The sequence below is a fragment of the Pedobacter nutrimenti genome (assembly GCF_003208655.1).
GTDB lineage: Bacteria > Bacteroidota > Bacteroidia > Sphingobacteriales > Sphingobacteriaceae > Pedobacter > Pedobacter nutrimenti.
This window is the reverse complement of sequence record NZ_QKLU01000004.1, coordinates 181,406-203,708: the sequence shown is the minus strand read 5'-3', so window position 1 is coordinate 203,708 and position 22,303 is coordinate 181,406. Positions and strand designations below refer to the sequence as shown.

The following is a 22,303-nucleotide window of genomic DNA, read 5'->3' as shown; positions in this document are numbered from 1 at the left end:
TCATGTTGAAAAAAATTAAATACATATCGGTGCTTCTGGCCGGGGTGGTTGGGCTAACGGCCTGCGAAAAAGTAATTGATGTAAAGCTCGACAACGCCGTCAGTCAATTGGTAATTGAAGGCAATATGACGAACCAGCAGGGGCAGCAGGTTGTTAAAATCAGTAAATCTGTACCTTATACGGATCTGAATACCTATCCGCCTGTTGGTGGCGCTGTGGTGAGTGTAAGCGACGATCAGGGCCATTCCTGGAGCTTCTCTGAAACTGCTCCGGGGACCTATACATTCAGTTCACTGAAAGGAGAAACCGGCCGCAGTTATACACTCAAGGTAACGGCAAATAACCAGGTGTATACAGCAAGTTCGGTCATGCCTGTGGCGGTAGGTATCGATTCCCTGGACGTGAAGGTGTTTAATTTTGGAGGCGATGACCAAAAACAGGCACAAGTACACTACAAGGACCCGGCCGGGGTGGCCAATCAGTATCGTTTTGTGATGAAGGTCAACGGCGTTCAGTCCAAACAGGTCTATGCCGAAAATGACCGCCTCACCGACGGGAACAATGTGCCCAGCGTACTGTTTTACACGGGCAACAATAAAGATCAGGACCAGCTTAGGACCGGAGATGTGGTAGAAGTAGAAATGCAGTGTATTGATAAAAATATATTTCTGTACTGGTTTACCCTAAGCCAGCAATCCCAGAATGGTCCGGGTGGGGGAACAACGCCTGGAAATCCGCCTTCAAATATCAATAACAATGCGTTGGGTTATTTTAGTGCACATACGGTGAGTAAAAAACAGATGACGGTTAAATAAATCACATTGTAATCTTGTCTGTTAAAGGTGTTCAAACCTTTAACAGACAGGATTCATTTTCGATTAGGCACGGAAATTTTACTTGTTTTTGTGAATAATCACTGAAACCGGCAGGCCAACCAGCAGCATATGCCAGAGTATGGCAATCACAGAAACTTCATCAAAAGGGGCCGCTGGAATTTTAGTGAGGGGAAGGACCAGCAGGTTCATAACCAGCCAGATCAGCAAACCGTAGCCCAAACCAGACAGGATATAATGTTTGGCCAGAAACGGAATTCGGGGATAAGCCATATAAAAGACCAGGCTTGCGGCAAAAGCAATAAAAAAATGGAAAAATAAACCCAAAAGGGCAACGGGCAGGCCACCTTTATAGGCCTGTGGCCCAAGCAGGGCACTGGCTACAAACTGATAAACCTGAACAGGATTGTAATGGAAAAATAAGTAATACACCACAATGGCGGCAAGGGCATCTAATACACCTGCGGTTAGGGTAGCACGCAACAGAACATGGCTGTTGGTATTGATTTCTGCTGTTTTCATCTGTCTTTTTTTTGAACAAAAGAATGCAGAAGAAAAATGCGAAACGTTAAAGTAGTTTAATAAATTACCTGCGGCTTAATTTTCTGCGGATCATACTTAAAAAAACGGGGGTAATGCCCAGATAAGAAGCAATTTGTTTCTGGGAAACCAGTTGTTCCAGCCGCGGGTATTTTTTAATAAAGTCCAGGTAACGCAGTTCGGCCGTAAAAGAAAGATTTTGCTGGATTCTATCCTGTTGAGCAACAAAGGCATTTTGCAGCAACAGCCTGAAGAACCTTTCGAATTTGGGAATTTTACCGTATAATTTTTCCAGGTCGGTTTTACTGATTTGCAGCAGGGTCGTGTCTTCCAGGGCGTCAATGGTATAAGTGGCAGGCCTTTGGCTCAAAAAACTGGCCAGATCGCTGATCCACCAGTCCTGGGGGCCGAACATCACAATATGTTCTGTTCCGTCTTCATCTGTGGTATAGGCCCGCAGGCAGCCTTTAAGGACAAAGTTTTCAGATCTGCAAATTTCACCCTGCCGGAGCAAATAGCTTTTTCGGGGCAGTTCACGGGTTTGCAGCAAGGAAAGAAAGTATTCCTGTTCATTCAGGTTAAGCTGGATATGTCTGCTTACATTTTTAAGGATCAGCGTAGGGTCCGGAAGCTGCATAGTGGTTTTAGATTACAGGTTGAAATTAATTTTTTTAGCATTAGCATACACCTTTTTTAATGTTTTTCTTGAAGAAATGTGTTAACTTAATGATAAGTTTTTGTTTATAAACCGGATCGTTAACCACTAAAATAAATGAAATGAAAATTGTCAAATTTATCCTGTGCCTGCTTTTTGGGCTGATGTTCATCAATGCGGGGCTAAACAAATTTTTTAATTACATGCCTATGCCCCGATTAACCATCGAGCAAATGAAAGTAATGACGGCACTCGGGAGTATCATCTGGCTGATCCCGCTGGTGGGTTTTATTGAGGTATTGGGCGGCCTGTTATTCATTTTTCCCAAAACCCGCGCACTGGGTGCCATCGTTATTTTACCGGTTATGGTGGGGGTCACCATACACAACCTGGTTGTAGATCCATCGGGGCTTGCCTTCGCTTTACCGCTTTTGGCCATTAACCTCTGGATCATTGGGCTGAACTGGAACAAATATAAACCGATGATCGCTTAGCAAAAAGCCCGCCTGATTGAAGCGGGCTTTTTTGTTTTATAATTTTTAAGCAGGCATACGATAAAAAAACTGCTCTGCAATAATTTTTCCGTTTTTAACTTCATATACGGCAATCTCGGTCATGGCCATTCTGCCATGCTGTTTATACGTTACATCAATTTCCATCACACAAGAGAAAAAATCACCGCCCACCATGGCATCCGAAAAGCTTTCATGATGAACCTGTTGAACACTGTTGATCCATTGGATTGTCTTGTCCCGGACAGCTTCTTTTCCTTCGGTGATTTCCATTGGGGTCCCTGCAGGCTCCCTGCTCACAATATGTTCGTCATACAGCTCATTGATGGCATCGACATTTTTACCTTCACGGCAAAGCTGGACCAGTCGGTCCGCTACTTCCTGTGTATTCATTTCTGTTGAATTTTATAGTTTGAACTAAATTACCTAAAGTTTTGCGGAGCGTTGTTCAGCTTATTTTATGTTTAAGTTATGCCGGGATGAAGTTCAGCGCTTTGAAAACCAATCAGATGGCGAATAGTTTTAATATAATTGAAAAGCCCCCAGAAATCTGGTACGGTTTTTTCACTTTAGAAAACATAAACTTGTTAAATTTGTTCTCTCATTAAGCCTCGAAATATGAAAACACGCCTTCTGTTCCTTATTCTGTTTTTTGTAGCAACTGCCATTTTTGCCCAGGAAAAAACAAAGTATTTTGATGCCAACTGGAAACCCACAGTTAAAGAAGAAATGGTTTATTACAGACCAGAACCAAAGGCTGTTAATGGAAAATATTTTTTTAAAGACTATTATAAATCCGGAAAACTGCAGTTTGAAGGTTTTTCACTCTCTAAAACCGAGGAAAAATTTGACGGGGAAGTTAAATATTATCATGAAAATGGAAAGCTGAGTGGTACTTCTGTTTTTAAAAACGGTGTATTAAACGGGGCGGTGAAACTTTATCTTGACAATGGGAAAATCAGTCAGGATGCCATTTATAAGGATGGTAAGGAAGAAAGCATTGACGTATACACCTATAAGGGCACTCCGGTGCAGGGCGATCCGATTGCCTATGATATGATGACCAGCTACAGGGGAGATGATCGGATTAAACAGGTGGTCTTCGAAGGAAATCCCAAGGGCATGCGTCAGGAAATGTATTTCAACGAATTGAAAGCCTTGTATTACGGGGCCGATGGGAAGCTGATGGGCACCATGATCTTCGACTTGTATGGTAATCCGAATAATGGGACCCTGTTTGAATTTGAGTTCAATCCAATGCGGGTGTCTGCCAAACGTATTTTTGTGGAAGGAAAGGAAAAGGTAGCTTCCAAAATATAAAAAACGATTTCTTTTTTTATCACTAACATCTGCTTAACATGGCTGCTGTACTTTAGTACGCAGTTTAAAGCCGGCGGATATTTTATGATGATGCAGTACTGTTCATCGTTCTGTTTACGATCCTGCTCGTGTCTTTGAAATAAAGCCACGCCATACGTACAACTTTATGATAGATCTTAAGAACTTTGAGCACATTTACAGTTGTCATTGGGAAAAGCTCTATGCTTTTTGTTTCAGGATGACGCGTGACGCGCACCTTTCTGAAAATATTGTACAAGACATTTTTACCAGTCTTTGGGAAAGAAGATCAGAACTGAAAGTTTTGTCTGTTGAAAGTTATTTGTTCCGGGCAGCTAAAAATCAGGTTTTAAAGGAATACCGGAAAAGACGTTTTGACACCACCATAATAGAAGAAAAATTTGAAGACTATTTTATAGAACAGCTTCCTTCTGTTGATCCGGAATTACTCGATACCCTGTATGCACTTTTAGAAAATCTTCCGGAAAAAAGAAAACAGATCCTGATGATGAACAAAATAAGGGAAATGAGCATTGAAGAGATAGCAGACGAACTGAAGCTTTCCAGGCAAACAGTAAAAAACCAGATCTCTTCGGCCTTAAAACAACTCCGGTTTCATGCCGGGGAAAACTCCGGCCTGCTGATCCCGGTGAGCATTTATCTTTTTTTTCAGCTTAACAATACCTTAATCATTTCGTAACAACTTTGGATAGTACTTTTTAAGCCTCCCTGGTACTTATAGCCGAACATAAGTACCATGACTAAAAAGAACACACATTACCTGGGCCACCTTACAGATAAAAGTAAGGAGAACACGATTTCTCCGGCAGAACAAAAGTTGCTGGATGATTTTATGCAGCATGAATACGATGCTTCGGCCTGGGACAATACCCAAATGGGGGCGAAAGACGCAATTTCTGCCAGGATTTACAACAACATCCAAAAGCTCCAGCCTATAAAACGACCTTTTTGGGCTGTTTATAAATATGCCATTGCGGCCTCGGTTTTACTGGTGCTTGGCCTGGGCATCTGGTTAAGGTCTGCGGAGCAGAACATTAAAGAACTTGTGCTGACCACTGCATCTGTTACCGATTCGGTTAGGCTTAAAGATGGTACTGTGGTTTATCTGGCAGCGAATTCCGTGTTTAAATATCCCGAACATTTTCAGGGAAAAATCAGGTCTGTATCCCTGTTAAAGGGAAATGCTTTTTTTAAAGTAGCCAAAGACCACACGCACCCTTTTGTCATTACTTCTCCGCAAATTAAAACAAGGGTGCTAGGTACTTCTTTCCACATCAGCCTGGACCAGGGCAAATCGAGTGTTACCGTACTGACGGGCAAGGTGCGGGTATCTTCCGGTCAGCAGATTGCTTTTTTAACGCCTAATGAAAATGCGGTATTTAGCCCCTCGTCCGGACTTAAAAAGCAAAAACTGAATGACCTTTCGCTCTACAGCTGGTATAAAAAAGACATCACTTTAAATGAGGTGACCCTGGATAAGGTATTTACACTGCTGAGCTTTAAATACGGGGCCAGTTTTGATACTGCAGATGAAAATATACTGCGTACCCGAATTACACTTTATCTCAAAGACGGTTTACCGTTACAGAATATTTTGGATCAAATCAATTACATCACACACTTAAAACTCAAACAGCATGGAAATAAAATAGAAACGGATCAGTAGAAAGGAACCGCAGTTGCTCGTAACAACCGCGGTAATCATTAAGATATCAAACAAATTAATACCTTAAATATGAATTATAAATATACTTTTTTTAACCTGAAAAGCATATGTTTTTTAGCCGCAATCTTTTTGTTTATTCAAACAGGGCAGGCAAAGGCATTGACTCCTAAAGTTTTATCCCGGGATACACGGGCGGCAAATGAAACGTTGGTCAACATTTTTTTACAATTAAGCAAACAAACCAGTTACAAATTCAGCTACGGTGATGCCATTATTGCCGACAAAAAGACCTATCCGGTGAGCTATTCCAGGCCGCTTAAGGAAGTATTGGAAAGCTTGTCCGAAAAGGCCGACTTCAATTACGCCATTATGGATAAGGTGGTACTGATCAGCAAAAACAAAAAAACAAAGGTCATTGCACCAGCTGCTGCTTTCCAGCAAACGGTAAAAGGAAAGGTCCTGGACGAAAAAGACCTTCCACTTGCCGGAGCAACGGTTAAAGAACAGGGTACAAAAAATGCGGTAGTGACCAATGCCGACGGGGATTTTGAAATCAGGGGCGTAAAGGCCAGAAACCTGGAGGTTTCCTTTATCGGTTACAGGAATAAGCTGGTTGCCATTGATGGTGGTACCCTGACCATTAAACTCGAGCCCGATGCTTCCAGCCTGGGAGAGGTTATGGTGATCGGTTATGGTAAACAGGTTAAAAAAGATGTGACCGGTGCGGTGACACAGCTGGATGAGAAAAATTTCAGACAAGGTGTGGTGGTTTCAGCGGATAACTTATTACAGGGTAAAGTGGCGGGTGTAAGGGTCGTCAGCAGCAGCGGTGAACCAGGTGGTGGGGTAGATGTGACCATCCGTGGCGTGGGCTCCATCAGGAGTGGAAGCACCCCTCTTTTTGTTGTCGATGGGGTGCCTTTAACCAATGACGATGTGAGCCCGGGCGGACAGAATGTTGGATTTGGTTCTTCCAAAGCAAAAAATCCGCTCAACTTTTTAAATACCAGTGACATTGAATCCATTTCGGTTTTAAAAGATGCCTCTGCTGCGGCCATTTATGGTGCGAGAGGATCTAACGGGGTGGTTATTGTAACGACTAAAAAAGGTAAAAAAGGAGAGGGGAGCATTACGGCCGATTCTTATTTTGGTTTGTCGAGGGTGGCACATAAGTTAAAGGTACTTAGTGCAGATGAGTACCGTAAGGCGGTTACACAAAAAGCATTTGATCACGGGGGCAATACCGACTGGCAGGATGTGATTTACCGGGAAGCGAAAACCCGGAACAACTCCCTGTCTTTTTCCAGACAGACCAATACTGGAAACTACTATGTTTCGGCGGCTCAGCTGGATCAGGAAGGGATTGTTAAAAACAGCGATTTCAGAAGGACCTCTGCAAGGATCAACGCTTCGGAATCTTTTCTGGACAATCAGCGTTTAAAAGTTGGGGTCAATCTGACGGCCAGTGAAACCCGGGACAATGGGGTGCCCACCAGTGATGATGGCGGTTCCAACGGTCAGCTGATTATACATACCCTGATGGCCAATCCGACACGAAATGTATTTGACGACAAAGGGAATTATACCAATTTCAATATGAATGCGCATTACAACCCGGCTTATTTGCTGAGCGTGTACCGCGACATTACACGGACCACCAGGGTACTGGGAAATATGGATGTTTCTTTCCGGATTGTAAAAGGTTTGGAATACAAATTTAACCTTGGACTGGACCGTTCGGTGGCCGACCGCAAAACCACTATTTTTCCAAATTTAACAGACATTAACCCCAATGGGAAATATGTCCAGTACAATATGAATTCCAAAAGTACTTTACTGGAGCATTACCTGAATTACAGTTTATTAACCGGAAAACATAAAATAGAAGCATTGGGCGGTTTTTCTTATCAGAAATTTGAAAGAAATGGAAACAGCTTTAACATAGAGGGTATAGCCGGTGCAAACGCCGGGGTTTTGCCTGAAAACAATCCGGCTTTTTCCGGTAAACAGACGGGAGTATTTGGGTTTGCACAGGAAAACGAATTACAGTCCTTTTTCTCCCGGGCCAACTATTCTTACGACAACAAATACCTTTTTACCGCTTCCCTGCGTGCCGACGGATCAACCCGTTTTGGTGCAAATAATAAATATGGATACTTTCCATCATTTGCATTGGGTTGGAATATGGCGCAGGAAAATTTCCTGAAAAAAATCCCTGTACTGGAAGAATTGAAACTAAGGGCCAGCTGGGGGCAAACCGGTAACCAGGAAGTGGAAAATAAAATCACCAAAGCAAGTTATGCCCTTGCTCCGGCAGATGGGTATTACCTGAATGACGATTTGAACCTGGTGAACGGGGTATCAGTCACCAGGACACCCAACCCAAATTTAAAATGGGAAGTGGTGACCCAGTACAACGTTGGGCTGGACTTTTCTTTCTGGAAAGGGAAACTGTACGGAACCCTGGATTATTTTAATAAAACCACTACCGATGCCATTTTAAACATTCCTTCCCAGGTGTTGAGCCCAACCAATACCGTTTGGGTAAATATTGACGGCAAGATTGTAAATAAAGGTCTGGAGTTTATGTTTGGTTCCAAACTGATCGATAAAGGAGATTTTACCTGGTCAGTGGATGTAAACGGGGCCACTTTAAACAACAAAATCAGAAACCTTCCGGTTTCAGAGATCCTTTCGGGAACCATTTCCGGTCCAGGACAGTCTGGTGTAGCGGCCAACATTTACAAAAGCGGCTATGCTGCAGGTTCCTTTTACCTGCTTGAACACATCGGTTATGATGCCAAAGGCGGAAATGTTTTCAGGGATGTGAATGGTGACGGGGTGATCAACAACAATGACCGCGTAATTATTGAAGGGGCATTGCCAAAATTTACCTATGGTTTTAACAGTCAGATGAATTACAAAAACTTTGATTTTTCATTTTCCATTATTGGACAAACCGGGGGCTACCTGGTGAATAATACAGGTTTAAACGCCTTAAATATTAACAACCTGGCTTCGGACAGGAATGTGGCCACTAAATATTTTGATTCAGGTGCCAATCCTGCAAACCCGCCGCAGCTGTCGACCCTTTATCTGGAGAAATCGGATTTTTTAAGGCTCAACTCTGCCCGTTTGGGTTACAATTTTAAAATTAAAAAACTGGCCTGGCTGCATGGTCTGGGCGTGTATGTAACCGGACAAAATTTATTGACCATAACCAACTACAGTGGTTACGATCCGCTGATCAACAGTCCCAAGGCAAGTGGTGGAAACCAGTCCCTGGGTATAGATTATTCCAGTTATCCAACTGCAAAAACCTTTCTTTTTGGCGCAACTATAAAATTATAAAAATGAAAAAGAACAAACTATTTAAAGCAAGGAACATTTTATTCCTCATTGGGGTCTTGTTTTTTAGCAATTGTACAAAGTTAAATGAAAAGGTCCTTGATGAAGTACTGGGTGAAGATGCTTCCAGTCCGGCAGGGGCTCTGGCTGCAGCTTATGACCGTTTAGGTAAGGGCACTTTTGTAGATCACGGGGCTGTTTTTGCTTTGCAGGAATACACCACAGATGAGGCTTTGTTGCCTACCAGGGGAAGTGACTGGGGCGATGGTGGCAAATGGAGGTCTATGCACGAGTTTACCTGGGCCCCTGACAATGCCATTGTAACAGACAACTGGAACATGCTGACCAATGGGATCACCAGATCCCTGACCGCTATAAAGGCTGCCAGTACGGCAAATAATTTACCGCAAAAAGATTTATATATTGCTGAGGCAAAAGGTTTGCTGGCCTATTATACTTATACCACTATAGACCTTTTTGCTCAGGCACCTTACCGCGATCCTTCCAGTGAGAATGCGCCGCTGCAAATCAGACCGGCGGCTACAGCAATCGATGAGCTGATTACGCAGGTGGAAGGTTTAATTCCAAATCTGGCTACATTGGGACAACAGTCTACCCATAATGGAAGGTTTACCAAAGAGGCCGCTTATGGTTTACTGGCCAATATGTACCTCAACAGGGCGGTTTATAAAGACCGTTATGCAGCTTCTTTTAATTTTAATGAGAAGGCAGTAAACAGCAGTGAAACGGATATGGACCGGGTAATTTATTACACCTCCTTATTGATCAATTCGGGTAAATTTCGTTTGGCCAGCAATTACTTTGATAGTTTTTCCATTAACAATTCGGGCGCACCTGAACTGATCTTTGCCATCACACAGAAAATTGATTACATCAGGAATGGCTCCAATTCTTTTGCTTATGTCAGTATGGAGCGGAACCAGAGGGCCTCGCCTGCAAACAGGGGCACCAATGCGGCCTGTATGTCTCCGGAATTTTATGCAACCTGGGATGGCAACCATGATGATCCGAGGTTTTCAAGGAAATATCAGTATGCCGATGGGACCTGGTTTATGAACAATGCGACAGGGAGTGTCCCGGCTTCGGATATTGTACCGCAAAGCAAAAACCTGCCCTGGTTTCATTTCAACAGGGGCATTATGGCAGGGCCGCAATATGGTCCTAAACTGACTCAGGCAGGCGGTTTTGAAATGACCACCGACGGAAGGATTAAAGTTTCGGAATTGTATATGGAAAAAAGCACCAATACCAGGATGGATTTTACACCTGAACTGAACTTCGATAACCCGAGCCAGGCGGTATTTGCACAAGACCAGATCAACCGCGGTGTGCGTGTTTTTAAATATGAATTTGATCCGGAAGAAGGAAACGGCTCGAGCAATGTAGATATTCCTTTGGTGCGCCTTGGTGCCATTTACACCATGCGGGCAGAAGCTTATTTTCGCAAAGGACAAACGTCACTGGCTTTGGACGACATCAATAGACTAAGGACTTCCAGAACAAGGGAATCTTTGTACTCAAATGCAGCTGGTGTAGCCATTTCAGCGCTGGATGAAGCGAGCCTTTACCGGGAAATTGCCTTTGAAACTTATTGGGAGTTGTACAGACGTCCTCAAATGATCCGTTTTGGAAAATATGAAAAAGCTTTTAGTGCCAAACCGGTTTCGCAACCTTTCAGAAGGGTTTTCCCAATTCCTCAAACCACTTTGGATGTGACCAAGGATTTTCGTCAAAACCCTGGTTATTAAAATAAACCCATTCCGTATTTTTTTACCGGATGTAAAAAAGCCCTGCAGAAATGCAGGGCTTTTTGTTGGTATAGGTGTGCTTGGTTTATTTAGTCGCTGGTCTGGACATGGAATAGAGCATCATGGCCTTGTTTTTATTTTTCTGATGATTTTGCAGGTATTTCTCATAATAATCTTCAGTCATCAGATCGACCTGGTATTTATATTCGTTGTGGTGCAGTGCTTTACTGGTCAGCTTGCTGACCATCACCTGCGAGAATTCTTCAGGCTGACGCCCGCTTAAAGCCGAATTACTCACTTTTTTTTCGTCAATCCATAAACCATAGGTTTTTGCGTCCTGCCAGTTTTGGAGCTGCTCTGCTGTTGGTTTTACTTTTCGCAATGGTTTCCCGGGCATCGAGAAGACAATATTCTGTTTGTTTTGCTGCTCCTTGCTCATCTGTTTAAAAATTTGTTCCAGTTGTTCCCGGTCTGCCTTAGAGATGTTTTTATTGACCATCGGGAGACTGTTTTCATCTGCTGCGTATTTTTTAACGATGGCATCGTACTGGGCAAGTTTTTCGGGAGAAACACCCTGCTTGGTAGCAGGGAACCTGAAAAACTGGATCATTGGAGCAGGACTGGTTTTTTCTCTGATCTGCAATTTGCCGGAAGAAGTTCTGAGCTGGTCAACTGATTCCAGTTTTTTCGGAGCAGCATTACAGAACAAAAGAATGGCAACGGCCAGGACGGGAACAACAGATAGTTTGCTGAGCCAGAGCTTTAAGGCGGGTGTGTTTTTGGTCATCATAATAAGTCGTTTTTTGGTTAAGGAAAAGTTGAAATGGCTGGTTAGGTTCAGGCTGTCCGAAGGGATAACCTGTTGAAGCAACAGTTGCTGGTAGTCTGTTACATTGTGGTGTATCTCCAGTACCGACTGGTCTGCAAGGAATTCATGGTTGAGTTGTATGGCCCGGCGGTAAAACAGGATCAGGGGGTTAAACCATAAAAAAACCTGCAGCAGTTCAATCCAGATGATGTCTGCAGAATGAGCCTGGCGGGCATGTGCAAACTCGTGCTGTAATACCTGCTCCTCTATTTGGCCCCGCTGGTAAGCCTGTTTGTTTAAAAAGATAAAGCTGAAGAAAGTATGGGGCGTTTCCTCTGCCGGCAGCAGGACCAGGCTCATATTTCGAAAAGGCAGTTTTTGATTTCGCCTGATTTTTGAGTGAATACCATACAGGTTTTTGAAAAAGCGAAGGAGCAACAAGCTGCTGATCAGTATATAGATACCCAAAACAAGCATTTGGGTGTTATTGCTGCTCCAAAAAGGCTGTTCTGCTGTAAGCATCTGCACTGGCGGGGTACTTTCCTGGTTTTGAAAAATGGTATAGGTGACGGTTTGTAATGGAGGTAGGGTTTGATTTTTTTGTTCCAGGTTAAGCAGTGGAATGAGTAAAGAAAGTAAACTTGCAGTCAGCAGATAAAACCGGTTAAAGTGGTACATGGTTTTATCTTTCAGCAAAAGTGTGTAGACCAGCAAAAATAAAGCACTGCAAAGAATAACGTTCAATAAGTACATCATGGTTTTTTCTTTTTATGGAGTTCCTCTTCAATGATTTTTTTCAGATCCTCAAGTTCGGCCGTGGTCATTTCAGTTTCCTTGGTAAAAAAGGAAGCAAACTGGAAAGCGGAACGGCCAAAAAAATTATCGATCAGCTGGTTGACGTGCTTGGAAAAATAACTGGACTTCTTAACCAGGGCATAATATTGTCTGGAATTTCCCATCAGCTTGTAATCAATAAATCCTTTCTGCTGCATCCTTTTTAACAAAGTGACCAGCGTGGTGGTTGCAGGTTTAGGATCGGGGTAAGATTCTAAGATGTCTTTCAGGAAAACTTTGTTTTTTTTCCAGATAATTTCCATTGCTTGTTCTTCAGCTCCAGTGAGTTTCATGTTCTATTGTTGTAGTGTTTGCTCTATAAATGTAGAGCAATGTTCTGGTAATTCAAATTATTTTTAAAAAAAATGTTATTTTGTGGTCTACCTATAAAAAAAACAATGTTCAGATACGCTTATCTACTGTTGCTTTCTTTTGTCTGCGGACAGGTGTATGGGAATATGGCCAAACCCTATGAGGATGGGAGCTACCACTCCGTTTTGTTTTCCAGTAAATCTGTTGAGGTGCTAAAAGAGCACATCGGGATTAAACTAATGACGCAGGGCGAGAATATCGCCAGGTATGCCATTACTTATGAGTTGCGGAGCCCTGAAGACCAGTCGCTTCCACTTTTATTTATTGCAGTAAACCTGTTCGGGAATCCTGTTGTCCGGATCAATAATGAGCCGCTTAAGGTGAGCAGGCTCAAGGACAATTCTGCGGCGGAATTGAAGGCCTATTCTTTTATAAAACCCTATCAGGATGGTTATGTATTTGTCTATTATCAGCAGAACGAATCAAAATTAATCAGCATCAATGACCTGGCTTATTTTACCTGTAATTTAAAAAAAGGCATCAATACGATTACGGTTGATTATGACGGACGGCTGGAAAGCAATAATTTTGGTTTCATCAGGAATTACAAACTGGAGTACGCTTTATTTCCCTCCAAATACTGGAAGTCCTTTGGGCCAGTGAACATTGAGGTATCTGTTCCTGAAAAACTCCGAATCAAAGCATCTTCCATTGGCCAGGCCCAGGCGCAACATGCAAATTTATACTCCTGGACCCTGGATAAACTTCCTTCCGGTGATTTACAATTGGAATTCTCTCCAAAAATATCTGCCTTATCGGCAATTTTACTATGGATCAGCCCCTTTGGCTTAGCAGTAATGGCCATGATCCTTCTTTGCTGGCAGCATTTCAGGCTGATCCGGAAATACAGAACCTCTGGAACTGGTTATAAACGGATATTGCCATTGGGTATTTTTCTGGTCGGTTTGCTGGTGTATGCGTTTTACTTTTTATCTTATGATTTTATCGACTGGACTTTGGGGGATAAAGCCCTGGGCAGACATGGTTATGTTTTTCTGTTCGTTTTTACCCTGCCGGTGTTTTTGCTTTTTTACGGTTTAGTGATGTGGGGCTTTGACCAGCATTTTAAACGGAAATTCATGGAAAAAGCAACTGGATAAGCGCTCCTTTTTGAGGACTTTGTAACAGGCTTAATATCTCTTTAAGGCTTGCTTTTTGGATTGGGTCCTTTATATTTGCAAGGTGAACAAGATTTGCTTATTTCTGCTCTTTCCGGTATTTGTGTTGAATGCCTCTTTGTCCGAGGTATTTAAGCTGCCTAAGCTTGTTTCACACTTTATCCATCACCATGAGTTGGACAACCGCATCGGTTTTATTGATTTTATGGCCATGCACTATTTTGGTCAGGACATTGATGATGACGATCAGAAAGAAGATATGGAGCTCCCTTTTAAAAAAATAGAAGGCCATGCGATGATCCAGTTTGCAATTCCCGTTAAATTTGTGGTGATGCTTAAACTGCCTGTTCTTCTGCTTTCCAGGCAAAAGACCAGTTTACAATCCAGTAGTCATGCCGATCCTGCTCCCGGCTGTTTGTTCAGGCCGCCCAAAGCCTAACCTTTGTTTTCAGAATTCTAATTTTTTCCGGTAAGAAGAAGCATTTGCTTGCTTTCCGGATGTAGTGTTGATTCAAAAAAATCAGGTTATTATGCTAAATAAGATCATTGGCTTTTCTGTAAAGAATAAGCTGATTATAGGCTTGTTTGTACTCTCGCTAATTGGCTGGGGTACTTATGAGCTGACAAAATTACCCATAGATGCGCTTCCGGACATTACAGATAACCAGGTGCAGGTGATTACCGTATCTCCTGCATTGGGTGCTCCGGATATTGAAAGGCTCATTACCTTCCCCATAGAACAGGCCTGCAGCAGTATTTCAGGCTTGAAGCAAATCCGGAGTTTTTCCCGTTTCGGGCTTTCACTGGTGACCATTGTGTTTAACGAGGAAACCGACGTATACTGGGCCCGCCAGCAGATCAGCGAAAGGTTGCAACAAGTCCAGCAGGAAATTCCCCAGGGCATTGGGGCACCCCAGATGGCGCCCGTTTCTACAGGACTTGGTGAAATTTATCAATACGTGGTACGGCCCCTGAAAGGTTACGAAGGTAAATATGATGCCAAAGAATTACGAACCATTCAGGACTGGATTGTCCGGCGCCAGCTTTTGGGTACGCCCGGAGTGGCCGAGGTGTCCAGCTTTGGAGGGAAATTAAAACAATATGAAATTGCCGTCAGACAAGAGCAGTTAAAGGCGCATGGTCTGACCATAACCGATATATTCGGTGCGCTGGAAAAAAACAATGAGAATACGGGCGGGGCTTATATCGAAAAGGGCCCTTCGGTATTGTACATCAGGAGTGAGGGCTTAACGGCAAGTCCCCAGGATATAGAAAAAATTGTCGTTAAAAAACTGGCTGGCGGGATGTCTGTGCTGATGAAAGATGTGGCAAAAGTACAGTACGGTTCGGCCATCCGTTACGGGGCCATGACCTATAACGACCAGGGTGAGGTGGCCGGTGCAGTGGTGATGATGCTCAAAGGAGAGAACTCTTCTGTCGTGGTGAAAAGGGTAAAAGCGAGGATGGCCGAGATCCAGAAAATGCTGCCCGAGGGGGTGGTGATCGAAGCGTTCCTGGACCGGACAAAAATGGTAGATAATGCCATCCGGACGGTTGAAACCAATTTGATGGAAGGGGCCTTAATTGTGATTTTTGTCCTGGTTTTCTTTTTGGGGAACCTGCGTGCAGGACTGATCGTTTCTTCGGTGATTCCCTTGTCCATGCTTTTTGCCATTATTTTGATGAATAAGTTTGGGGTTGGCGGAAACCTGATGTCGCTTGGGGCCATAGATTTTGGTCTGATTGTCGATGGTTCTGTAATTGTGGTCGAGGCCATTTTGCACCGTTTCGCGCATTCCAAACATTTCCGCAAACTCGACCGGGTCAGCCAGGAACAAATGGACCTGGAAGTAACCAAATCAACAGGTTCTATGATCAAGTCGGCGGTTTTCAGTCAGATCATTATCCTGATCGTCTACCTGCCTATTCTTTCGCTGGAAGGTGTTGAAGGAAAAATGTTCAAGCCCATGGCCTTTACCATTGCATTTGCCATTTTGGGTGCATTTTTATTGTCCATTACTTATGTGCCGATGATGTCGGCCTTGTTCCTGAATAAAAAAATCAGGCATAAAAAGAATTTAACAGACAGGCTGGTGATTTGGCTGGAAAGAAAGTATCAGCCAATTTTGCTTCGTTTGCTGTCCTTTCCCAAAAGTATTCTGGCCGTTACCCTTATCTTATTTGGTATTTCTGTTTTGGTGATGGGCCGTTTGGGTGGGGAGTTTATCCCCCAGCTGGAAGAAGGTGATTTTGCCGTGGAGACCCGTTTACTGACTGGAAGCAACCTGAACAATACCATTCAGACTACCCAGCAGGCCTCCAAAATACTGCTTAGGGATTTTCCGGAGGTAAAAAAAGTGGTCACTAAAATAGGAAGTGCAGAAGTGCCGACAGATCCGATGCCTTTTGAAGCAGGGGATATGATGGTGATCCTTAAGGATAAAAAAGAATGGACTTCTGCAAAAACATTCCCCGAGCTGAGTGAAAAAATGACCAGGGCACTGGAAGCCGTTCCCGGAATTACGGTAGGTTTTCAGTTTCCTGTCCAGATGCGTTTTAACGAGTTGATGACAGGGGCCAGACAGGACGTGGTGTGTAAGATTTTTGGAGAAGACCTGGATTCCCTTGCTTTATATGCCCACCGACTGACCGAAATTATCGGAACGGTAAAAGGAGCTGTTAATGTTTATGAAGAAAAGGTGACCGGTATGCCGCAGATTGTAGTGAAACTGGACCGGGACGGGATGGCCAAATATGGTTTGAATGTTGGGGATGTCAACCGGGTCATCAATACTGCTTTTGCCGGACAGGTGGCCGGACAGGTATATGAAGGGGAGAAACGCTTTGATATGGTGGTGCGCCTGGAAGAGGGGGCCAGAAAAAATGTATCGGACATCAGGAACCTGATGGTTTCTGCTTCTGGTGGGATGCAAATCCCTTTAAGCCTGGTGGCTGGCATTGAAGAAGTGGAAGGGGTCAATCAAATTCAAAGAGAAGACACCAAACGCAGGATTATTGTGGGCTTTAATGTGAAAGACCGGGATGTGCAATCCATAGTACAGGAATTGCAGGGCAAGGCTGCACAGAAACTGAAACTGCCCAAAGCTTATACCATCTCTTATGGAGGCTCTTTTGAAAATATGACTGCAGCCAAGGCCAGGTTGAGCATTGTGGTGCCCATTGCTTTGTTGCTTATTTTCCTGTTGCTGTACTTTGCGTTCAGTTCTGTAAAGCAGGGCTTATTGATTTATACGGCAATTCCTTTATCTGCCATGGGTGGAATTTTTGCTTTATGGGCAAGGGACCTGCCTTTCAGTATTTCTGCCGGGGTTGGCTTTATCGCTTTATTTGGTGTGGCAGTGTTGAATGGCATATTGCTGGTCTCTGAATTTAACCGCCTGAAAAAAGAGGGCTGGCAGGATGTAAAACGGATTGTTGTTCATGGCACCAAGTCTAAATTGCGTGCAGTGATGATGACCGCCCTTGTGCCTTCCCTTGGCTTTATCCCAATGGCCGTAAGTACAGGGGCCGGAGGGGCCGTACAAAAACCCCTGGCCACAGTCGTAATTGGAGGACTACTGATTTCGACCCTTTTAACCTTATTTGTTTTACCTATGTTGTATATACTTTTTGAAAAAGGCTTTGCCTATTTTAAACCTCGTAAAAGGGTGCTTACGGCAGCGTTATTGCTCTGTATGGCTTTTACGCAGGTTCACGCGCAGGAAAAAATAAGCCTTGCTGCCGCGGTGGACAGTGCCGTTAAAAATAACCTCTCTATGAAAGCGGCAGGTACCGATATCCTGTATTATCAGGCCCTGAAAAAAACGGCCTTTGACCTGGAGAAAACCAATATTGACCTGGAATACGGAAAGTTCAACAGTCTGAGCAATGACAATAAGATTTCTGTTAGCCAGCGCATAGAGTTCCCTGCGGTGTATATCAGGCAGTCTGCCATTCATAAAACCAATGTGCAGCTGAGCGAAATACAGTTGCAGCAACGTGTCCTGGATTTGAAAAGCCTGGTGAAACAGCGTTTTTATCATTTGCTGGTGCTTGGGGAAAAAGAAAAATTGTTGTTGGAGGCAGATCAGATTTACAGCGCTTTTCTTGAAAAGTCAAAACAAAGGTTTAAAGCTGGTGATGTAGATGTACTGGAACTTTCAATGGCAGAAAACCAGCGCATGCAGATTGCCAATCAGTTGGAAGAACTCAAAACAGATAAACTGGTACTGCTGCACCAGTTTAAAGTTTTACTCAACAGCCCTGCCGAGCTGTTGCCTGCCGCTGATACGGCGGTATATGTGCCTTCTCCGGCCGCGTTCCTGGAAATAAAAGGACATCCGCTGCTGCGCCTGCGCGAGCAGCAGATTACGCTTTCCAGACAACAGTCTGATCTGGAAAAGGCAAAACTTTTGCCTTCCTTAAACCTGGGCTACAACAACAGTACAATTATTGGCTGGCAAAGCAACAGTTCGGGTGCCGAACAGTATTTTGGAAAAGACAAAAGATTTTCTTCCTTAAGTGTAGGCCTGGGGATCCCTGTGTTTTTTACGGCACAGAAATCAAGGATCAAGGCGGCAAATGTGAAAATTGTTCAGCAGCAGCAGGAACTTGAAGCCCTCCGGCAGCAAATGACGGCTGAACTGGAAGATGCGGTGTGTAATTACCAGCGGCACCACCGTGTCCTGAAGTCCTATCAGGCTTCGATGTTGCCCAATGCGGTAAATATCATCAAAACATCTACCCAGAAACTCGGTGCAGGTGAAATTGGCTATTTAGACTGGGCTTTGCTGATCAATCAGGCCATACAGATCCGGAGCCAGTATTTTACAACGGTTCAGCAGTTAAATGAATCGGCTTTTGAAATGGAAAGAATAAGTGCAATCAAGTAAAAAGAAATATCAAATGAGAAGAAATAACCTAATTGGCATCCTGTTGTTGTTCTTGTTTTGCTCCTGTACAGGTGATAAAAAGGCAAACACAGAAAGCAAGACGGAAAAAGAAAGCAATACTGTTCAAAATGACCTGGTCCAATTGACGGCCGAGCAATTTAAAAATGCGGGCATACAAACAGGTGTAGCAGTGCAAAAAGAGATGAATGCGACCCTGAATGTAAACGGGCTGACAGAGGCACCACCGGAAAACGTGTTTTCCATTACGGTCCCACTGGGTGGATTTATCAAAAAAACGAACCTGATTCCCGGGATGATGGTCAGAAAAGGAAGCGTGCTGGCCAGTATGGAAGACCAGAAATACATTCTGCTCCAGCAGGATTATCTGGCAGCAAAAAACAAGCTGAAATTTGCAGAAGCAGATTATGCCCGGCAAAAAGGCCTGAATTTAACAAAAGCAACCAGTGATAAAATCTTCCAGCAAACCGAAAGTGAGTTTAATCAGCAGAAAATTTTGTTGAGCTCTTTGGCAGAACAACTGCGTTTAATTGGCTTAAATCCGGCTGCCTTATCGGATAAAAATATCTCCAGGACCATACAGATTTATGCGCCTATTGATGCTTATGTAACGAAGGTGAATGTAAATTCCGGTAAATATGTAAATCCGGCAGATGTTTTATTCGAACTGATCAATCCCAGAAAACTGCACCTGAGCCTGACGGTTTTGGAAAATGATGCTTCCAGGCTTAAAGAAGGGCAGAAGATCATTTGCTACAGCAATAAAGACCCCGAGAAGAAATACCATGCAACCATTCACCTCATTACCCCTAACATTGAGGACGACCGCAGCACCAGTGTCCATTGCGACCTGGAAAACAGCGGCAGGGAATTGTTACCGGGTACTTACATGAATGCTACCATTAAACTGGAAAATGCGACGGTAACTGCCCTGCCCGAAGAGGCATTGGTAAAATGGGAGGGGAAGTTTTATGTGTTCACAGACCAAGGGCAATACCGCTATAAAATGATTAATGTACAGCCTGGTGTTTCCACAGCAGGTTTTACCGAAATCAAGTCGGCCCTTCCGGAAAAAAGTATCGTGCTTAAAAATGCCTATGCACTGCTCATGAAAATGAAAAACGGCGGAGAATAAGTTAAGTTGCTGCTAAAAAAGCCCTTCTGAAAAGAAGGGCTTTTTTGTTTTGAGATTATTTTAAGAATTTTTTCTATCTTTGAAAAAAAATTACTGTCATGTTATATTTTAAACATATCCGCATAAACCGAGTTGGCCAGTCTTTATGGCTAAAGGAGCAGGGTATGGGTTTTAATCCCGCTCCGGGCTTCTAGAACCATCCGGATTTCATTCCTACAATTTCAATTTTCATTTTATTAAATCTATTTGCTGAGGCCGGATAAAGGCCTTAACAAAACAATATATTTCCACATGGATGTTTTATACACTGTAGACGAAAAATACTTACAGGCTATAGAAGAACTTTATTACGGCGAATTGCCTAAGGCGCTGCACTTATTTAATGAAGTGCTAAGTGCAGACCCCGAATACGCCAGGGCTTATTATCAATTGGGTAGTTGTTACTTTTATCAATTTAAAAACTATCAGACAGCGGGTTATTATTATAAACAATGCATCTCGCTGGAAGCGGAATTTCCGGATGTTTATGAGCACTACCTAAAATTACTCATCACCCTGAAAATGGATAGGTCTGTCGAGGAGGTTGCCCAAAAAGCACTGAGGGTACCTGGTGTTTGTAAAGCAAGGATCTATGAATACCTTGGATTGTATGCCGAAGAGCAGCAGAATTTTGCAAAAGCAAAACAACAATACAGGCTCGCTGCCCTGGCGACAGCTGTCCCCGCAGAACACAACCTGTTTCAGGACCACCTGGAAAGGATTGGGAAAAAGCAGGATACAAACCGCGCTGTAATTTATACGACCGGGGGTAATTGATATTCAATTACCCTTTGTTTTGAAACTGGGAACCGGGCGCCTTCCCGGGCTTTGATCTAATGAACATCAGGCTCATCAGCGAGGCCAGAAAAGCAAGTCCTGCAGCCAGTTTCATAATTTTTCCATAGGCTTCAATAAATCCCCGATGATAAGCGGCGGTTACCTGTTTTTTTTGGGATGGCGGGAGTGCCGGGGGTACTTTTGCATTTCCCAGGTCCAGGGCCTGGGTCATAACCTGCTGTTGCTGCTGGGGCTGCAGGGGAATGGATTTTAATTCTTTTTGGAGGGCCGCAGAAAAAAACAATACGGCCAGGGCACCAAAAACTGCATTTGCAAAAACACCTGAAATTCTGGATACCGCATTATTGATGCCCGAGGCAGTGCCTGAAAGGTGTTCATCTACAGAGCCCATCACTGCTGCAGTTAAAGGCGCAACGGTGAGGGACATGCCCAGGCCCAGAAGAAAAATGCCCGGGAAAAAAGTGCTCCAGTATTCCTGGGGGCCTGTTGTTTGTTTGCAGAAAGACAGCAGCAGTAAACCTGCTCCGGCAAGAAAGGGACCGCCAATCAGAAAAAACCTTGGGCCATATTGATCGGCAAGGTTTCCGGAAAAACGGGCAAGCAAAACCATTAATATGGTAAATGGTAAAAAGGTAAGGCCCGACTGGAGCTGGCTATAGCCCTGGACCTGTACCATATTCAGGGAAAGAAACAGCATCCCTGCCCCAAGGCCTGCATAGAGAAAAAAGGTCAGCAGATTGGTTCCGCTGAAAATGGCATTGCGGAATAAAGTTAAGGGAACCATGGGAGAGGGGCTTTTTTGCTCTATCCGGATAAACAGCAGTAACAGCAACAGTCCAGCTGCAATTGAACCATAGCCCTGCGGGTGCATAAAACCAACAGCAGGGATGCGCAAAAAACCGAAGGTAAGCAGCGCAAGGCTTAAAGCAATGGTAATGGCACCGGCCCAGTCCAGTTTTTCAGTGGTATTCAGGTTCCGGCTTTCCTTTACTTTTGACCCTAAAAAAAACAGGGCCAGCAGGCCAATGGGAACATTGATGAAAAAAATATAGCGCCATAAACCTGCATCGGCCAGCGCACCACCAAGGGCGGGCCCGCCCATAGTGACCAGTGTAGTTGCAGCAGACCAGGTACCAATGGCTTTGCCCCGTTGTTTTTCATCAATAGAAGAAGAGATCAGCGACAAACTACCGGGAATCATTAGGGCACCTCCAATGCCCTGGAGTACCCTGAACAGAATGAGCAGGCCGGCATTGGGGGAGAAACCACAGGCAGTGGAACCCAGGATAAAAATAAAGATCCCGGTCATAAAGACCTTTTTACGGCCAAGTCTGTCACCTAAGGTGCCGCCAACCAGAATTAATGCGGCAAGCATCAGCAGATAAGCATTAAGTACCCAGAAAAGCTCCGGTCCGGTTGCTTTTAAACTATTTTGAAGCGCAGGTAAAACAACATTTAAAGCAGTTGCATCAATAAAAGCCATGGAAGAGGCCATTATAGCAGAGACCATAATCCATTTGCCTTCTTTACTGTGGAGCGCTACCGTTTCCATGCTTTTGTGTTTTGGGCCATCCAAATTTTAGCTGTAACAAATGTAAGTGGAATTT

General features: G+C 43.8%; 18 protein-coding genes. 12 read left to right on the top strand and 6 right to left on the bottom strand.

What is annotated here, in order from left to right; all coding sequences use genetic code 11:
- Positions 1-2: 2 nt before the first annotated feature.
- A complete protein-coding gene (locus B0O44_RS12330; protein WP_110830877.1) occupies positions 3-815 on the top strand; it encodes a DUF4249 domain-containing protein in 813 nt (270 codons plus the stop codon).
- Between the two features lie 78 nt (positions 816-893).
- Here B0O44_RS12330 and B0O44_RS12325 read toward each other — a convergent pair whose 3' ends face one another.
- The gene (locus tag B0O44_RS12325) at positions 894-1,355 is read right to left on the bottom strand and encodes a hypothetical protein (RefSeq protein ID WP_110830875.1); all 462 of its coding nucleotides are present in this window, start codon (positions 1,353-1,355) and stop codon (positions 894-896) included.
- 64 nt (positions 1,356-1,419) lie between these two features.
- Positions 1,420-2,010, bottom strand: a complete 591-nt coding sequence (locus B0O44_RS12320; RefSeq protein WP_110830872.1) for a Crp/Fnr family transcriptional regulator — start codon at positions 2,008-2,010, stop codon at positions 1,420-1,422.
- A gap of 140 nt (positions 2,011-2,150) precedes the next feature.
- Here B0O44_RS12320 and B0O44_RS12315 point away from each other — a divergent pair, with 140 nt between their 5' ends.
- On the top strand, positions 2,151-2,522 hold the full coding sequence (locus tag B0O44_RS12315) for a DoxX family protein (RefSeq protein WP_110830870.1): 372 nt from the start codon (positions 2,151-2,153) through the stop codon (positions 2,520-2,522).
- Between the two features lie 45 nt (positions 2,523-2,567).
- Here the strand turns inward: B0O44_RS12315 and B0O44_RS12310 are convergent, their stop codons facing one another.
- Complete coding sequence (locus tag B0O44_RS12310; RefSeq protein WP_110830868.1) at positions 2,568-2,933, bottom strand: nuclear transport factor 2 family protein; 366 nt, start codon at positions 2,931-2,933, stop codon at positions 2,568-2,570.
- Between the two features lie 225 nt (positions 2,934-3,158).
- On the opposite strand from B0O44_RS12310, the gene B0O44_RS12305 reads away from it, so the two are divergent.
- The 5 genes from B0O44_RS12305 (at position 3,159) to B0O44_RS12285 (ending at position 10,682) form a co-directional block, all read left to right on the top strand.
- Positions 3,159-3,860, top strand: a complete 702-nt coding sequence (locus B0O44_RS12305) for a toxin-antitoxin system YwqK family antitoxin (protein ID WP_110830865.1) — start codon at positions 3,159-3,161, stop codon at positions 3,858-3,860.
- Between the two features lie 166 nt (positions 3,861-4,026).
- Positions 4,027-4,578, top strand: a complete 552-nt coding sequence (locus tag B0O44_RS12300) for an RNA polymerase sigma factor (RefSeq protein ID WP_110830862.1) — start codon at positions 4,027-4,029, stop codon at positions 4,576-4,578.
- A gap of 57 nt (positions 4,579-4,635) precedes the next feature.
- Positions 4,636-5,565 (top strand): FecR family protein, encoded by a 930-nt coding sequence (locus tag B0O44_RS12295; RefSeq protein ID WP_110830859.1) that lies wholly within the window; start codon positions 4,636-4,638, stop codon positions 5,563-5,565.
- A 69-nt stretch (positions 5,566-5,634) separates the two neighbouring features.
- Positions 5,635-8,916 (top strand): SusC/RagA family TonB-linked outer membrane protein, encoded by a 3,282-nt coding sequence (locus B0O44_RS12290; protein WP_110830856.1) that lies wholly within the window; start codon positions 5,635-5,637, stop codon positions 8,914-8,916.
- A 2-nt stretch (positions 8,917-8,918) separates the two neighbouring features.
- The gene (locus B0O44_RS12285; protein ID WP_110830853.1) at positions 8,919-10,682 is read left to right on the top strand and encodes a RagB/SusD family nutrient uptake outer membrane protein; all 1,764 of its coding nucleotides are present in this window, start codon (positions 8,919-8,921) and stop codon (positions 10,680-10,682) included.
- An 85-nt stretch (positions 10,683-10,767) separates the two neighbouring features.
- Here the strand turns inward: B0O44_RS12285 and B0O44_RS12280 are convergent, their stop codons facing one another.
- The gene (locus tag B0O44_RS12280) at positions 10,768-12,246 is read right to left on the bottom strand and encodes a M56 family metallopeptidase (protein ID WP_110830850.1); all 1,479 of its coding nucleotides are present in this window, start codon (positions 12,244-12,246) and stop codon (positions 10,768-10,770) included.
- Complete coding sequence (locus B0O44_RS12275) at positions 12,243-12,617, bottom strand: BlaI/MecI/CopY family transcriptional regulator (RefSeq protein WP_110830846.1); 375 nt, start codon at positions 12,615-12,617, stop codon at positions 12,243-12,245. Before B0O44_RS12275 ends, B0O44_RS12280 begins: the two co-directional genes overlap by 4 nt.
- Before the next feature lie 105 nt (positions 12,618-12,722).
- Between B0O44_RS12275 and B0O44_RS12270 the strand changes: the two genes are divergently transcribed.
- The 5 genes from B0O44_RS12270 to B0O44_RS12250 all read left to right on the top strand — a co-directional run bounded on the left by B0O44_RS12270 (position 12,723) and on the right by B0O44_RS12250 (position 20,675).
- Entirely contained in the window at positions 12,723-13,796 is a 1,074-nt protein-coding gene (locus tag B0O44_RS12270) for a hypothetical protein (RefSeq protein ID WP_110830844.1), read from the top strand.
- An 82-nt stretch (positions 13,797-13,878) separates the two neighbouring features.
- Positions 13,879-14,253, top strand: coding sequence for a hypothetical protein (locus tag B0O44_RS12265; protein WP_146229822.1), 375 nt, complete (start codon positions 13,879-13,881; stop codon positions 14,251-14,253).
- Between the two features lie 91 nt (positions 14,254-14,344).
- Positions 14,345-18,706, top strand: coding sequence for a CusA/CzcA family heavy metal efflux RND transporter (locus tag B0O44_RS12260; protein ID WP_110831932.1), 4,362 nt, complete (start codon positions 14,345-14,347; stop codon positions 18,704-18,706).
- A 13-nt stretch (positions 18,707-18,719) separates the two neighbouring features.
- On the top strand, positions 18,720-19,859 hold the full coding sequence (locus tag B0O44_RS12255; RefSeq protein WP_146229821.1) for an efflux RND transporter periplasmic adaptor subunit: 1,140 nt from the start codon (positions 18,720-18,722) through the stop codon (positions 19,857-19,859).
- A gap of 291 nt (positions 19,860-20,150) precedes the next feature.
- Entirely contained in the window at positions 20,151-20,675 is a 525-nt protein-coding gene (locus tag B0O44_RS12250) for a tetratricopeptide repeat protein (protein WP_146229820.1), read from the top strand.
- Positions 20,676-20,682: 7 nt separating this feature from the next.
- Here the strand turns inward: B0O44_RS12250 and B0O44_RS12245 are convergent, their stop codons facing one another.
- Complete coding sequence (locus B0O44_RS12245) at positions 20,683-22,248, bottom strand: MFS transporter (RefSeq protein WP_110830832.1); 1,566 nt, start codon at positions 22,246-22,248, stop codon at positions 20,683-20,685.
- Positions 22,249-22,303 lie beyond the last annotated feature (55 nt).

Excerpts from the sequence above, each read along its gene's own strand:
- B0O44_RS12330 (WP_110830877.1), top strand. The coding sequence starts at position 3 with ATGTTGAAAAAAATTAAATACATATCGGTGCTTCTGGCCGGGGTGGTT.
- B0O44_RS12325 (WP_110830875.1), bottom strand. The coding sequence starts at position 1,355 with ATGAAAACAGCAGAAATCAATACCAACAGCCATGTTCTGTTGCGTGCT.
- B0O44_RS12320 (WP_110830872.1), bottom strand. The coding sequence starts at position 2,010 with ATGCAGCTTCCGGACCCTACGCTGATCCTTAAAAATGTAAGCAGACAT.
- B0O44_RS12315 (WP_110830870.1), top strand. The coding sequence starts at position 2,151 with ATGAAAATTGTCAAATTTATCCTGTGCCTGCTTTTTGGGCTGATGTTC.
- B0O44_RS12310 (WP_110830868.1), bottom strand. The coding sequence starts at position 2,933 with ATGAATACACAGGAAGTAGCGGACCGACTGGTCCAGCTTTGCCGTGAA.
- B0O44_RS12305 (WP_110830865.1), top strand. The coding sequence starts at position 3,159 with ATGAAAACACGCCTTCTGTTCCTTATTCTGTTTTTTGTAGCAACTGCC.
- B0O44_RS12300 (WP_110830862.1), top strand. The coding sequence starts at position 4,027 with ATGATAGATCTTAAGAACTTTGAGCACATTTACAGTTGTCATTGGGAA.
- B0O44_RS12295 (WP_110830859.1), top strand. The coding sequence starts at position 4,636 with ATGACTAAAAAGAACACACATTACCTGGGCCACCTTACAGATAAAAGT.
- B0O44_RS12290 (WP_110830856.1), top strand. The coding sequence starts at position 5,635 with ATGAATTATAAATATACTTTTTTTAACCTGAAAAGCATATGTTTTTTA.
- B0O44_RS12285 (WP_110830853.1), top strand. The coding sequence starts at position 8,919 with ATGAAAAAGAACAAACTATTTAAAGCAAGGAACATTTTATTCCTCATT.
- B0O44_RS12280 (WP_110830850.1), bottom strand. The coding sequence starts at position 12,246 with ATGATGTACTTATTGAACGTTATTCTTTGCAGTGCTTTATTTTTGCTG.
- B0O44_RS12275 (WP_110830846.1), bottom strand. The coding sequence starts at position 12,617 with ATGAAACTCACTGGAGCTGAAGAACAAGCAATGGAAATTATCTGGAAA.
- B0O44_RS12270 (WP_110830844.1), top strand. The coding sequence starts at position 12,723 with ATGTTCAGATACGCTTATCTACTGTTGCTTTCTTTTGTCTGCGGACAG.
- B0O44_RS12260 (WP_110831932.1), top strand. The coding sequence starts at position 14,345 with ATGCTAAATAAGATCATTGGCTTTTCTGTAAAGAATAAGCTGATTATA.
- B0O44_RS12255 (WP_146229821.1), top strand. The coding sequence starts at position 18,720 with ATGAGAAGAAATAACCTAATTGGCATCCTGTTGTTGTTCTTGTTTTGC.
- B0O44_RS12250 (WP_146229820.1), top strand. The coding sequence starts at position 20,151 with ATGGATGTTTTATACACTGTAGACGAAAAATACTTACAGGCTATAGAA.
- B0O44_RS12245 (WP_110830832.1), bottom strand. The coding sequence starts at position 22,248 with ATGGAAACGGTAGCGCTCCACAGTAAAGAAGGCAAATGGATTATGGTC.